Here is a 13,256-nt window from a genome sequence, read left to right on the forward strand (position 1 = left end):
AAGCACCGGGAGGCGCCATCTGCGCCGAATACAATGCCCGGTGCTGCGCGCGGCCAGGCCGCGTCGCGCTTTGACTTGCGGTCCGCTTCCTGTGCGACCGCGAACCCCAAGGAATGGCGGGCGCTGCCCGCGCTCCCATCGTTTTCTCTTCCCTCTGCTGGAGACTCTCTTGTTCATTTCCTCTGCTTTCGCCCAGACCGCGCCTGCTGCAGCCGGCGGCGGTGACATGTTGTCCTCGCTCGGCAGCATGCTGCCCCTGGTGCTGATGTTCGTGGTGCTGTATTTCGTGATGATTCGCCCGCAGATGAAGCGCCAGAAGGAATCCCGCGCCATGATCGAAGCCCTGGCCAAGGGTGACGAAGTTGCCACCGCCGGCGGCGTGCTCGGCAAGATCACCTCGATCAGCGACCAGTACCTCGGCCTTGAAATCGCCAACGGCATCGAGATCAAGATCCAGCGCAGCGCCGTGGTTCAGGTCCTGCCCAAGGGCGCAGTCAAGCAATAAAAGCGTGAGCTGACCCTTGCGCTTCTGGGCGCAAGGCACCAAATCACGCCGTGTCCCGTTTCTGAAAAGCGCTTTGTCATGAACCGTTACCCGGTCTGGAAATACGCGACCATCCTGGTCGTGTTGCTCGTGGGGCTCATCTACGCTCTGCCCAATTTCTTCGGCGAAGCACCGGCGGTGCAGGTGTCGGCGGCCAAGACGACCGTCAAGGTCGACGCCGCCACCCAGGCCCGGGTCGAGGAGGCGCTGAAGGCTGCCAGCCTGACGCCCGACCTGATCACCCTGGACGCCGGCTCGCTGCGGGCCCGGTTCACCACCCCCGACGACCAGCTCAAGGCGCGCGACGTGATCCAGCATGCGCTGGTGCCCGACGCCAGCGACCCGCCCTACACGGTGGCGCTGAACCTGCTGTCGCGCTCGCCCGGCTGGCTGACCTCGCTGCATGCCTTCCCCATGTACCTGGGCCTGGACTTGCGCGGCGGGGTCGACTTCTTGCTGCAGGTGGACATGAAGGGCGCCATCGACAAGAAGGCCGAGTCGTTCGCCAGCGACCTGCGCACCACCTTCCGCGACAAGAGCATCCGCGGCACCCAGGTGAGCCGCAACGGCCAGACCGTGGAGGTGAGCTTTCGCGACGCGGCCTCGCTCGAGGCTGCCAAGGCCATCATCCAGGACCAGTTCACCGACCTGAGCACCACCGACAGCCAGGACGGCAGCACCTGGCGCCTGGTGGCCAGCATCAAGCCGGAAGCCGCGCGCCGCCTGCAGGACGCCGCGCTCAAGCAGAACATCACCACGCTGCACAACCGGATCAACGAACTCGGCGTGGCCGAACCCGTGATTCAGCAGCAGGGCCTGGACCGCATCGTTGTGCAGCTGCCCGGCGTGCAGGACACGGCCAAGGCCAAGGAAATTCTGGGCCGCACCGCCACGCTCGAAATGCGCATGGTCGACGAAAGCGCCGAAGGCCGCTCGGCCGAACTGAGCGGCGGACCGGTGCCCTTCGGCTCCGAGAAGTTTCTCGACCGCCAGGGCCGCCCGGTCATCGTGAAGAAGCAGGTGCTTGTCACCGGCGAGAACCTCACCGACGCGCAGCCCGGCTTCGACCAGCAAAGCAACCAGCCCAAGGTCGACCTGACCATGGACGCCAAGGGCGGTCGCATCATGCGCGACGTCAGCCGCGACAACTACAAGAAGCGCATGGCGATGCTGATCTTCGAAAAGGGCAAGGGTGAAGTGCTCACCGCCCCGTCGATCAACGGCGAGCTGGGCAACCGCTTCCAGGTGTCGGGCTCGATGACCGTGGCCGAAGCCAGCGACCTCGCGCTGCTGCTGCGCGCCGGCTCGCTGGCCGCGCCCATGGACATCATCCAGGAACGCACCATCGGTCCGAGCCTGGGCGCCGACAACATCGAGAAGGGCTTCAAGAGCGTGATGTACGGCTTCCTGGCGATCATGGTGTTCATGTGCGCGTACTACGCACTGTTCGGCCTGTTCTCCTCGATCGCGCTGGCCGTCAACCTGATGCTGCTGGTGGCCATTCTGTCGATGCTGCAGGCCACGCTCACGCTGCCCGGCATCGCGGCCATGGCGCTGGCCATTGGCGTGGCGATCGACTCCAACGTGCTGATCAACGAGCGCGTGCGCGAAGAGCTGCGCAACGGGGCGTCGCCGCAGGCGGCCATCCACGCGGGCTACGAGCGCGCCTGGGGCACCATCCTGGACTCCAACGTGACCACGCTCATCGCGGGCATCGCGCTGCTGGCCTTTGGCTCGGGCCCGGTGCGCGGCTTTGCGGTGGTGCACTGCATCGGCATCGTCACCTCGATGTTCTCCGCCGTGTTCTTCTCGCGCGGTCTCGTGAACTTCTGGTACGGCCAGAAGAAAAAGCTCAAGACGGTGTCCATCGGCACGGTCTGGCGGCCCACGCCCGAGGCCTCGGCCGTGGCCACCAAGTAAAGGTCGAGGACAAGCGCCATGGAATTCTTCCGCATCCACAAGACGATCCCCTTCATGCGCCATGCGGTGGTGCTGAACATCGTCTCCGTCGTCACCTTCGCGCTGGCGGTGTTCTTCCTGTTCCATCGCGGGTTGCACCTGTCGGTCGAGTTCACCGGCGGCACCGTCATGGAGGTCGCCTACCAGCAGTCGGCCGACATCGGCAAGGTGCGCGACGCCATCGGCAAGCTCGGCTACCCCGACGTGCAGGTGCAGAGCTACGGCAGCTCGCGCGACGTGCAGATCCGCCTGCCGGCCCAGAAGGGCATGAGCTCCGACCAGCAGAGCGCGCAGGTCATGCAGGCGCTGAAGACGGTCGATGCGTCGGCCACGCAGCGCGGCCTTGAAGTGGTCGGCCCGCAGGTCGGCGAGGAGCTCACCACCAACGGGCTGAAGGCCCTGGGCATGGTGGTGGTGGGCATCATGATCTACCTGGCGTTTCGCTTCGAGTGGAAGTTTGCGCTGGCCACCGTGCTGGCCAACCTGCACGACGTGGTGATCATCCTGGGCTTCTTCGCCTTCTTCCAGTGGGAGTTCTCGCTGGCGGTGCTGGCGGCGGTGCTGGCGGTGCTGGGGTATTCAGTGAACGAGTCGGTCGTGATCTTCGACCGCATTCGCGAGAACTTCCGCCGCTACCGCAAGATGTCGACCACCGAGATCATCGACAACGCGATCACCTCGACCATCAGCCGGACCATCATCACGCACGGCTCCACCCAGCTGGTGGTGCTGTCGATGTTCTTCTTCGGCGGGCCCACGCTGCACTACTTTGCACTGGCGCTGACCATCGGCATCTGCTTCGGCATCTACTCGTCGGCCTTCGTGGCGGCGGCCATCGCCATGTGGCTGGGCGTGAAGCGCGAAGACCTCGTCAAGGGCACGCCGGTCAAGCGCGACGGCGACTCCGAAGACGACCCGAACGCCGGCGCGGTGGTCTGACGGATACTTCAGGGTCAACTGTGCGCGGTGCCGGCCATGCCGCACCGCGGTTCGCATGCAACGCCGGGCACTCTCCACACTTGTGCCCTGGCGCATCCCGATGCAAGCTCGCGGTTGTTGCTGACGAATCGATCCTTTTGGCCCTTCCCACTTTTCAATGAGCATTGCGCGGTCCGCCTCTTCCTTGCAGCTCGCACGCGAGACGCGTGAGCGTTTCGTGCTGGCCACGGAAGGCAGCATTGCACCGCTGGCCCGCGCCATCCGCGACCGGCTCACCGCCCTGTCTTCCGAGGCCGGCAACGCCCGCGCCATGCAGGAACACCGCGACGACTTCGTCGCCTTCCAGGGCCAGGCCACGCAATGGGTCGCGCTTGCGCAGACCGGCTGGCGCAAGGCGCTGGGTGCGACGGTGGGTGCGTCGGCGGTGCCTTCGGTGCTGCGCCTGGAGCTGATCGGCAACGAGGTGGTGGAGAGCAACATCCTCTCCTCGCGCCTGGCGGAAATGATCCACGACAAGGCCAGCTTCGAGCTCAGCGACCTGCGCCTGCGCATCCAGCACCTCGAAGGCACGAGCGAGCTCGACGCCAAGGACGTGCTCAAGCCCGAGACGCTGGCCAAGCTGCTGGTCGAGCAATGGTTGGCCGCCGGCCTGAGCCGCGGGCTGTGGACCCGCGTGCAGGACGTGGTGCAGCAGGGCCTGGTCGAGGTGGTGGCCAAGGCCTACCAGGGCGCGAATGCCTTCCTGATTGCCAACGGCGTGATGGAGGAGATCGATCTCAAGAGTTTCGTGCGCCGCACCGGCAGCGCGAGTGGAACGGGGGGAACGGGTGGAACGGCCACGGCGTCCGGCGTGCCGATGGACAGCGGCATGGCGGCGGGTCCGCGCAGCGTGCAGCGCGCCGGCGTCGGTTTCGAAGGGCAGCAGGGCTCCGTGCCCTCGAACGCCGTGCCTGGCTCCACCACTGGCGGCTCGCCGCTGATGGTCGCGCGGCAACGTGCGCAATCCGCGTTGCTGAGCCTCAAGCGTTTTGTGGCCGCGCGCATCGGCGGCGACCCGGGCGCGGTGGCCGGACAGTCCACTGTGCCGGGCACCGACAGCCGCGCAACCGGTGGCAGCGGAAGCGGCGGCGGCAGTGGCCAGCCGGCGCAGGGCGGCACCGGCACGGCGGCGCCCCGCGTCTTTTCCAGGACCTTTGCGGGCGCCATCGCCGATGCCGAGGTTGCTTACCGAATGGCCGCCACGCAGTACATGGACGGCAACGGCGAGCAGGCCACGCTGATGCAGCAGACCGCCGTGGACATGCGCCGGCGCACCGCCGAGCTCAAGAAGCGCGCGCCCACCACGGCAGACAAGGCCACGGTCGAGATCGTGGCGCTGATGTTCCAGGCGATCCTGGCCGAAGAGCGCATTCCGTTTTCCGCCCGCGTGTGGTTTGCCCGGCTGCAGATGCCCGTGCTGCGCGTGGCCATTGCCGAGCCCGAGTTCTTCGGCACCCTGCAGCACCCCGCGCGCATGCTGATCGACCGCATGGGCTCGTGCGTCATGGGGTTCGACGCGGCGGCCATCACCGGCAGCGCGCTCGAAGGCGAAATCCGCCGCGTGGTGCAGGTCATCGAGCAGTACCCCGAAACCGGCCAGCGCGTGTTCAAGCTGGTGTTCGACGAGTTCGTTGCCTTCCTCAACCGCTACCTGACGCAGAGCGACACCACGCAGCGCGTGATGAGCGTGGCGCAGCAGGTCGAGCAGAAGGAAACGATGGCCATCCAGTACACCATCGAGTTGCGCAAGATGCTCAACGACATGCCGGTGCGCGAGGAGATCCGCGAGTTCCTGTTCAAGGTCTGGGCCGAGGTGCTGGCCATTGCCGCGCTGCGCTACGGCGCGCAGGGCGAGCAGACCGTCATGCTCAAGCGCGTGGCCTCCGAGCTGGTGTGGGCCGCAAGCGCCAAGCCCAACCGCGCCGACCGCGCCCGCGTGATTCAGGACCTGCCCCAGTTGCTGCAGCGCCTGCGCCAGGGCATGGCGCTGCTGGGCATCGTGGACGAGCCGCAGGAAGCACACATCAAGATCATCGGTGCCACGCTGTCCGACGCCTTCCTGTCCAAGACCGAGGCCATTCCGCAGGCCAAGATCGAGGCGATGGCCGAGCATCTGACGCACCTGGAAGACTTCGTGACCGACGTTGGCGGGTCCGGCGGCAACGATTTGCCACTCGATGCCCACAGCATCGAACTGCTGCTGGGCGTGGACGCCGCGTCGATCGAAGTCATTCCAGACGCCGCCGGCACCAAGGTGTCTGAAGACATGCTGGCATGGGCCCACGAACTGCAGGTCGGCAACTGGTTCATGCTGGACCACAACGACCGCGTGAGCCAGGTGCAGTTTGTCTGGCGCAGCGACCGCAAGCAGCTGCATCTGTTCGCCTCGTCGGACGGCCGCAGCTTTTTGATTCAGGCCGGTCGGCTTGCAACCTACCTGCAGGCGGGCTTGCTGGTACCGGCCGAGGAAGAAACGCTCACGGTGCGCGCCACGCGCGAGGCGCTGGCCAAGCTCGACGCCAACCCCGAGCGCTTGCTGAACTGAACCGCCGCGTCAGTGGGCGACGCGGCCTTCGCGCGATTCGCACAGCTCGTCGAGAACCAGCGCATCGGGCTCGATGCCGGTGCTCCAGTGCACCATCAGGACGATGATTTTCAGTTCGTCGATGGCCACTGGATTGCCCGGCGCGGCCATCGCGCGTTCGATGACGATTTCTCGCAGACCACACGACAACACGTTCGACGATTCCAGAAAGCGAATGAAGCCGAGGCATTCCGCACCCAGGTGCTCCTGCTCGGCTTGTGAGTAGACGCGCATGGCGTCGTCTGACTGCGGCAGCGCGGCTTCGGGCATGCCGCGCAGCATGACCGTGGCACTGGCCGCGTCGTGCGGATGGCGCTCGATCTGCATGCCTTGCGTGGCAAGGCTCAGGCCGTCGAGCCAGTGAAGGGCTTCGCGGATTTCGTCTGCCTCGAAGCCGTGCGCACTGAGTTTGCGGCCCAGTTGTTCGGGTTCGGGGCAGGCATCGCCGCGCCAATAGTTTTCGTAGACAAAAACAAGCACTTCGAACATGGCCCCAATATAGCCCACGTTCATAGCCCACGTTCGTGCGCCGCGAGCTAAGTAGCGGCCATTCGCTGGAAGAGGCCGCCGGGCAGGCGTGAGATATGGCCGTCCAGTTCAAGCTCGAGCATCTTTGCCTGCAGTGCCGCCGCGCTCCAGCCGGTGCGCGCGCTCAGTGCGTCGAGGCTCACCGGGTCGAAGCCCAGGGCGTCGAGCAGCGGGTTGTCGCTGCCATTGGCGGCATTGGCCGCGTGCCCGTTGCCGGCTGCCGCGCGGGTTTGAAGCGGCGGCAGTTCTTCGAGGATGTCGCTCACCGACTCCACCAGCTTCGCGCCCTGGCGGATCAGCGCATGGCAGCCGCGTGACTGAGGCGAGTGGATCGAGCCGGGAATCGCGAACACTTCCTTGCCCTGCTCCGACGCGAGCCGCGCGGTGATGAGCGAGCCCGACTGCAGCGCCGCCTCCACCACCAGCGTGCCGCGCGCCAGTCCGGCGATCAGCCGGTTGCGCTTGGGAAAATTCTGCGTGAGCGGCGGCGTGCCCAGCGGCAGCTCGCTCACGATCAGCCCTTGCTGCGTGATGCGGTGCGCCAGGTCACGGTGCCGCGCGGGGTAGACGCGGTCGAGCCCGGTGCCCACCACCGCGACCGTGGCCAGTCGCGGTGTGTTGCCGGCGGCGTCCAGCGCACCCTGGTGCGCCGCGCCGTCCACACCCAGCGCCAGTCCCGACACCACGGGCAGGCCCGCCTCGCCAAGCGCGCGGGCAAAGCTGCGCGCGTTGGTAGCGCCCTGCGGGGTCGGGTTGCGGCTGCCCACCACGGCGATGCTGTGGCCCAGTTGCGTGAGGTTGTAGTCGGCCGCGCCCAGCACATAGAGCAGCAGCGGCGGGTCGGCCATTTCGAGCAGCGAGGCCGGGTAGCCGGCATCGCCCAGCGTCACGACGCGGCGGGTGGTGCCGTTGTCATTGGCGTGCAGCCACTGCCAGGTAAGGTCGATCTGTGCCTGCAGGTTGGGCGGTGGCTGCTGCAATGCAGCGGCCTGCGCCTGCGAAACGACCTGGCGCAGCACGGCATCGGGCTGCGCAAAGATGCGTTCGGGCAGCCCGAAGGCCGCGAGGAGTCGGCGAGCGGCGCCATCGCCGATGCTCGGCGTCAGTGAAAGCCGCAGCCAGCCTGCGAGTTCTGCGCGTTCCAAACCAGTGTTCGAGAAAGCCGGGATCGCAGGTCAGGGATTGACGAGGAAGTCTCCGGCGCGCGGAGTGTCGTTGATTTCCAGCACCAGCGCGTAGGACACCTTCTCGAAAGTGCGGAACACCATCAGCAGGCCGATGCGTTCGTTCGGCAACTTGATGGTTTCCTTGCGTGCGCCGGTGCGGTCGAGGATGGTCTCGCCGTTCTTCATGATGGCCAGCACGTGGCCGTTGTCGACGCCGTCGCGGGTGCCCTTGTTGATGGCCACCACCTGGTTCTGCGCGGCGAACTGCACGGCATTGCCGTAGACCGAAATGATGCGCCCGTCGATCTGCGTCGAAGGCGCGCGCGGCACGTAGCTCAGCAGCTGGCGCGGCGGCTCGGGCAGCAGCCGGTCGCCGGCGCGCATTTCCTCGCGCGACGCAATGATGTCGATGCTGGCGGGCACCACCGTGATGATGTCCTTGTCTTCCACCGTCTCGATGGTGGTCGACTCGCCGCGCTGCAGCCGCGCCTTGCCCAGGTACTGCGCCTCGTAGCCGAGGATTTCGCCGGTGCCCGGGTCTTTCAGCGGTGTGGCGTTGCGGAAGATGCGGAAGTTCTGCACCGGGCCGGGGGCTTCGACCAGGGGCGATTCGGCGTTGCCGCGGGCGTAGGCCCGGTCGCCGCGCGACAGCAGCACGCGGCTGTCGTTGCCGGCCACGATGCGCGGCGCGCTGTCCAGCGTGTTGGCGTCCACCACGATGGGTTCGCTCAAAAACGGCTCGATGATGCTCGGGTTGAGCGTGGGCAACGCCATGCCGGCCAGCGAGTCGAAGCGGGTGCGCGGTGACAGCTTGATGGTGCCGCCGTCGCCGCCGTCGCCGCCGAAGCCGCCGCGGCGGGTGGTCAGGCGGGCGCGGCCGCCGCTCTTGTCCAGGTACAGCACCTGGCCCGGGTAGATGCGGTGCGGATTGGCGATTTCATTGATGTTCATGCCCCACAGTTCCGGCCAGCGCCAGGGGCGCAGCAGGTACAGGCGCGAAATGGCCCAGAGCGTGTCGCCGGGCTTGACCGTGTATTCGTCGGGCGCGTTGGCTGCCAGTTCGCTCAGCGGCACGCCCTGCTGGGCGGCTTGCTGGGCCGTGGCGCGCTGCTGCGGCGTGACGGGGTAGTTCTGTGCCCAGGCCGTGGTGACGCCGCAGACGCCGATTGCCGCCAGGGCTGTCAGCGTTGCAAGAAAATGGGGGCGCTGGCGTTCGGTGGATCTGAGCTTGTTCATGTCTGGATGGTGAGCGCGCGACGTTTCGCTGCGCATACGAATCTCACAATTTGCTACGAATTCTGCGCTGAAGCCCTTGAGAGGGCAACGTTTTCGGCGCTGAGCGGCCCGACGCGTCGCGGAATTGGCGAAAATAGCCACAACTTCCCCCCGATTTCATGGCCAAACGAATCATTCTGAGTTACCCGGACAAGCGCCTGCACACGGTGGCCAAGCCGGTGCAAGGCGTCGACGCGCGCATCAAGGCCCTGGTGGCCGACATGCTGGAAACCATGTACGACGCCAACGGCATCGGCCTGGCGGCCACCCAGGTCGACGTGCACGAGCGCCTGGTCGTCATCGATGTGTCGGACGAGCGCAACGAACCGATCGTGCTGATCAACCCAGAGATCACCTGGGCCAGCGACGAGCGCGTGCTGAATGAAGAGGGCTGCCTCTCGGTGCCCGGCATCTACGACGGCGTGATGCGCTCCACCTCGGTGAAGGTGCAGGCGCTCGACGCGCACGGCGAGCAGCGCACCATCGAGGCCGACGGCCTGCTGGCCGTGTGCATCCAGCACGAGCTCGACCATTTGCTCGGCAAGGTGTTCGTCGAATACCTCTCGCCGCTCAAGCGCAACCGCATCAAGAGCAAGCTGCTCAAGCAGCAGCGCGAAGACCTGCGCGAAGGCGCCTGAGCACCATGACCGCACGTCGTTTCGGCTTTCTCGCTGCGGTGGTGCTTGTGGCTCTGGTTGGCTGCGCCAACGAACCCACGCGTGTGCAGCCGGGCGCCAGTGCCGCCGACACACTGCAGCGCCTGGGCGCGCCCACGGGCCGTTACCCGCTCACCGGCGGCGGTGAACGCCTGCAGTACTCGCGCATGCCGGCCGGCTTCGAGGTGACCGACATCGACGTGGACGCCTCCGGCAAGGTCGTCTCGGTGACGCAGGTGCTCAGCGAGGCGCGCTTCGGGCAGGACATCAAGGTCAACCAGTGGCGCCAGAACGACGTGATGGCCTTCTACGGCCGTCCCTATGAAATTTCCCGCGTCAGTTCCTTCGACGGTGCCGTCTGGACCTGGCGCTACAAGTCCGTGAACGAGCGCCGCATGCTGTACATCTACATCGACCCGACCGGCGTGGTCCGGCGCTATCACACGGGGGACGATCTGGAGCTCGATCGGATCCGGGATTGAGCCGCCTGAGAGTCGTTTTTGCGGGCACGCCCGAGTTCGCGCGCGTCGCCCTGGAGGCCATTGCCGCTGCCGGACATGAGGTGGTGCTGGTGATGAGCCAGCCCGACCGCCCCGCCGGCCGCGGCATGAAGCTGCAGGCTTCTCCCGTCAAGCAATGCGCCGTGGCCAGCGACTGGCCCGTGGCGCAGCCGCGCAGCCTGCGCCTGGACGGCAAGTACCCCGACGAGGCCTTGGCCGCGCGCACAACCCTGCTGGCCGCCAGGCCCGACGTGATGGTGGTCGCCGCCTACGGCCTGATCCTGCCCCAGTGGGTGCTCGACCTGCCGGTGCACGGCTGCCTGAACATCCATGCGAGCCTGCTGCCGCGCTGGCGCGGCGCCGCGCCGATCCACCGCGCCATCGAGGCGGGCGACACGCAGACCGGCATCACCATCATGCAGATGGACGCCGGCCTGGACACCGGCGACATGCTGCTGCGCGAGGCGCTCGACATCGGCGCCGACAACACCGCCCGCCTGCACGACCGCCTGGCCGACATGGGCGGAAAAATGATCGTCGAGGCGCTCGCACGCATCGGCACGCTCACCCGCACGCCGCAGCCGACCGAGGGCATCACCTACGCCCACAAGGTCGAGAAGCACGAAGCGCTGATCGACTGGGCCCAGCCGGCCGACGCCATCGTTCGGCGCATTCGCGCCTTCGACCCGTTCCCCGGCGCGAACTGCCCGCTGGACGGCGAGACGATCAAGCTCTGGACCGCGCATGTGGCCGCGCCCACCGAATCGGCCGCGCCCGGCACCCTGCTGGCCGTGAGCGACACCGGCGTGACCGTGGCCGCGGCAGATGCGGCCGTGACCGTCACCGAACTGCAGCGCCCGGGCGGCAAGCGCCTGGCCGTCGCCGATTTTCTGCGCGGCTTCGACCTGAAGCCCGGGCAGACCTTCGGCTGATGTTCCTTTCGAAAAGCATCCGCAGCCGCCCGGAATTTCGCGTCGGCCTGCGCGACATGTCCCCGGTGGCGCTCGGCATCGGCGCCTGGGGCCTCATGACCGGCGTGGCCATGGTCAAGTCGAACATGAGCGTGGTCGAGGCGCTGGCCATGACCCTGCTCGTGTACGCGGGCAGCTCGCAGCTCGCGGCGATTCCGCTGCTGTTCGCGGGCGCGCCGGCCTGGGTCATTCTGGCGACGGGCTTTTGCGTGAACCTGCGCTTCGTGGTGTTCAGCCTGCACCTGCGCCCCTACCTCATGCACATGCCGCGCTGGCGCCGCATGCTGCACGGCTACCTCACGGCGGACATGAGCTATGCGCTCTTCACCAAGAAGTACCCGCAGCCCCCGTTGACCATCACCGAGCAGGAGGCCCAGGAGGCCTACCTCACCGGCAACTACTTCGTGACCTGGTGCGCCTGGATGGGCATGAGCCTGCTGGGCGTGGCGCTGGCCAACTTCATTCCGCAGAACTGGGGCCTGGGTTTTGCGGGCGTGCTGAGCCTGGTGGCCATCGTCTGCTCGATGGCGACCACGCGGCTGCGCGTGCTGGCCGCGCTCATTGCCGGCGCCACGGCGGTGGCCGCCTATGCGCTGCCGCTGAAGCTCAACATCGTGGTCGCCATTGGCGTGGCGGTGCTGCTGTGCTTCTGGCTGGAAAAGCAGTTCGGCCTCGACCCGAACGCGGAGGACGACAAGTGAGCAGCACCCCCGCCACCACCGACTGGTGGACCCTGGGCGTGATCGTCGGGCTGGCGCTCGTGACCGTGGTCACGCGCTGCTTCTTCTTCATTCTCGACCGGCCCTGGGGCCTGCCCGAGTGGGCGCACCGCGCGCTGCACTACGCGCCGGCCGCCGCGCTGGCCGGCGTGATCGCGCCCGAGATCGTCATGACGCAGGGCCACCTGATCACCACGCTGCACGATGCCCGGCTGTATGCGGCGGTGGTGGGCGCGGCCTACTTCTATTGGCGGCGCGGCGTGCTCGGCACCATGGTCGCGGGCATGGCGGTGTACCTGCCGCTGCACCTCGGCCTGGGCTGGTAACCGGCCCCGTCGGGCTGCCCGCCGACCCGCCGCGCCAACGGGCTCAGTCGAGCTTCACGCCGGCCGTCTTGATGATCTGGCCCCAGCGCTCGCTCTCCGCGCGCGAGAGCTTGTAGAAATCTTGCGGCGTTCCGGGCAGCGCCTCGAAGCCGAAGTCCGCAAAGAGCTTCACCACCTTGGGCGCCTTCATCGCCTTGTGCAACTCGCTGTTGAGCCGCGCCACCGCCTCGGGCGGCATGCCCGCTGGGCCGATCAGGCCATGGAAGGCATAGGCGTTGACGTCGCTGAAGCCGGACTCCACGAAGGTGGGCACGTCGGGCAGGGCGCTCGCGCGTTGCGGCAGCGCAATGGCCAGCACCCGCACCTTGCCCGACCGGATGATCGGCAGGCCCGAGGCCAGGTCCAGCATCATCACCGGCACCTGCCCGCCCATCACGTCGGTCATGGCTGGCGCGGCGCCCTTGTACGGCACGTGCGTGATCGTGAGGCCCGCCTTCTGCTTGAACAGCTCCATCGCCATGTGATGCGGCGAGCCGTTGCCGGGTGAGGCATAGCTCACCTTGTCGGGGTTGGCCTTCACGTAGCGCACGAACTCGGCCACGGTCTTCGCGGGAAAGTCGGGGTGCACCACCAGCGCCACCGGAAAGCGCCCGATGGTGCCGATGTAGCTGAAGTCGCTCGCGGGCTTGTACGGCAGCTTGACGAACATGTGCTCGTTGAAGAGCAGCGCCGCGTTCTCCGCCTGCATGACTGTGTAGCCGTCGGGCCTGGCCTGCATCATCACGGACACGCCGATGTTGGTGGAGGCGCCCGGCCGGTTGTCGATGATGAGCGGCTGGCCCAGCGACGGCTGCATCGCCTCGGCCAGCGCGCGCGCCAGGTTGTCGGTGCCGCCGCCGGCCGAGTACGGCACGATCCACTTGATCGGCTGGCTGGGGTAGGCCGCTGGTTGCGCCGCGGCGAATGTGGTGGCCAGCGCGAGCGCCGCGGCCAGCAGGGGAAGAAAGCGTTTCATCGTCTGTTGTCTCCGTTGCTTTTTTTGAAATGGGT

13 protein-coding genes are annotated in these 13,256 nt (G+C 67.1%); 9 read left to right on the forward strand and 4 right to left on the reverse strand.

Annotated features, from left to right (window positions below):
• The first annotated feature begins 169 nt into the window (after positions 1 to 169).
• From yajC to VLK31_RS13840, 4 genes are all read left to right on the forward strand, one after another.
• Positions 170 to 505 carry a preprotein translocase subunit YajC gene (gene yajC / locus VLK31_RS13825; RefSeq protein ID WP_409168981.1) on the forward strand — a complete coding sequence of 112 codons (336 nt, stop codon included), beginning with the start codon at positions 170 to 172 and terminating at the stop codon, positions 503 to 505.
• Between the two features lie 78 nt (positions 506 to 583).
• Positions 584 to 2,464, forward strand: coding sequence for a protein translocase subunit SecD (gene secD / locus VLK31_RS13830; RefSeq protein ID WP_409168982.1), 1,881 nt, complete (start codon positions 584 to 586; stop codon positions 2,462 to 2,464).
• Positions 2,465 to 2,482: 18 nt separating this feature from the next.
• Positions 2,483 to 3,442, forward strand: a complete 960-nt coding sequence (gene secF / locus VLK31_RS13835) for a protein translocase subunit SecF (RefSeq protein WP_409168983.1) — start codon at positions 2,483 to 2,485, stop codon at positions 3,440 to 3,442.
• Between the two features lie 157 nt (positions 3,443 to 3,599).
• A complete protein-coding gene (locus VLK31_RS13840; RefSeq protein WP_409168984.1) occupies positions 3,600 to 6,026 on the forward strand; it encodes a DUF1631 family protein in 2,427 nt (808 codons plus the stop codon).
• Positions 6,027 to 6,035: 9 nt separating this feature from the next.
• Here VLK31_RS13840 and VLK31_RS13845 read toward each other — a convergent pair whose 3' ends face one another.
• From VLK31_RS13845 to VLK31_RS13855, 3 genes are read right to left on the reverse strand one after another with little or no spacing between them, the layout of a single operon-like run.
• Positions 6,036 to 6,554, reverse strand: a complete 519-nt coding sequence (locus VLK31_RS13845) for a DUF494 family protein (RefSeq protein WP_409168985.1) — start codon at positions 6,552 to 6,554, stop codon at positions 6,036 to 6,038.
• A 47-nt stretch (positions 6,555 to 6,601) separates the two neighbouring features.
• A complete protein-coding gene (gene dprA, locus VLK31_RS13850; protein ID WP_409168986.1) occupies positions 6,602 to 7,738 on the reverse strand; it encodes a DNA-processing protein DprA in 1,137 nt (378 codons plus the stop codon).
• 30 nt (positions 7,739 to 7,768) lie between these two features.
• A complete protein-coding gene (locus VLK31_RS13855) occupies positions 7,769 to 8,995 on the reverse strand; it encodes a LysM peptidoglycan-binding domain-containing protein (RefSeq protein WP_409168987.1) in 1,227 nt (408 codons plus the stop codon).
• A gap of 158 nt (positions 8,996 to 9,153) precedes the next feature.
• On the opposite strand from VLK31_RS13855, the gene def reads away from it, so the two are divergent.
• Genes def through VLK31_RS13880 form a run of 5 tightly spaced genes read left to right on the forward strand, consistent with a single transcriptional unit; the run spans position 9,154 to position 12,206 of the window.
• Positions 9,154 to 9,672 carry a peptide deformylase gene (gene def / locus VLK31_RS13860; protein ID WP_409168988.1) on the forward strand — a complete coding sequence of 173 codons (519 nt, stop codon included), beginning with the start codon at positions 9,154 to 9,156 and terminating at the stop codon, positions 9,670 to 9,672.
• 5 nt (positions 9,673 to 9,677) lie between these two features.
• The gene (locus tag VLK31_RS13865) at positions 9,678 to 10,172 is read left to right on the forward strand and encodes a hypothetical protein (protein WP_409168989.1); all 495 of its coding nucleotides are present in this window, start codon (positions 9,678 to 9,680) and stop codon (positions 10,170 to 10,172) included.
• Positions 10,169 to 11,122, forward strand: coding sequence for a methionyl-tRNA formyltransferase (gene fmt, locus VLK31_RS13870; RefSeq protein ID WP_409168990.1), 954 nt, complete (start codon positions 10,169 to 10,171; stop codon positions 11,120 to 11,122). Before VLK31_RS13865 ends, fmt begins: the two co-directional genes overlap by 4 nt.
• Positions 11,122 to 11,862 carry an AzlC family ABC transporter permease gene (locus tag VLK31_RS13875; protein WP_409168991.1) on the forward strand — a complete coding sequence of 247 codons (741 nt, stop codon included), beginning with the start codon at positions 11,122 to 11,124 and terminating at the stop codon, positions 11,860 to 11,862. The genes fmt and VLK31_RS13875 overlap by 1 nt, the downstream gene beginning before the upstream one ends.
• Positions 11,859 to 12,206 (forward strand): AzlD domain-containing protein, encoded by a 348-nt coding sequence (locus VLK31_RS13880; RefSeq protein WP_409168992.1) that lies wholly within the window; start codon positions 11,859 to 11,861, stop codon positions 12,204 to 12,206. Before VLK31_RS13875 ends, VLK31_RS13880 begins: the two co-directional genes overlap by 4 nt.
• Positions 12,207 to 12,249: 43 nt before the next feature.
• Here the strand turns inward: VLK31_RS13880 and VLK31_RS13885 are convergent, their stop codons facing one another.
• Positions 12,250 to 13,221 carry a Bug family tripartite tricarboxylate transporter substrate binding protein gene (locus VLK31_RS13885; RefSeq protein WP_409168993.1) on the reverse strand — a complete coding sequence of 324 codons (972 nt, stop codon included), beginning with the start codon at positions 13,219 to 13,221 and terminating at the stop codon, positions 12,250 to 12,252.
• Between the last annotated feature and the right edge of the window lie 35 nt (positions 13,222 to 13,256).

Origin of the sequence: Variovorax sp. H27-G14 (assembly GCF_046156345.1) — a bacterium.
Lineage (GTDB): Bacteria > Pseudomonadota > Gammaproteobacteria > Burkholderiales > Burkholderiaceae_C > Variovorax.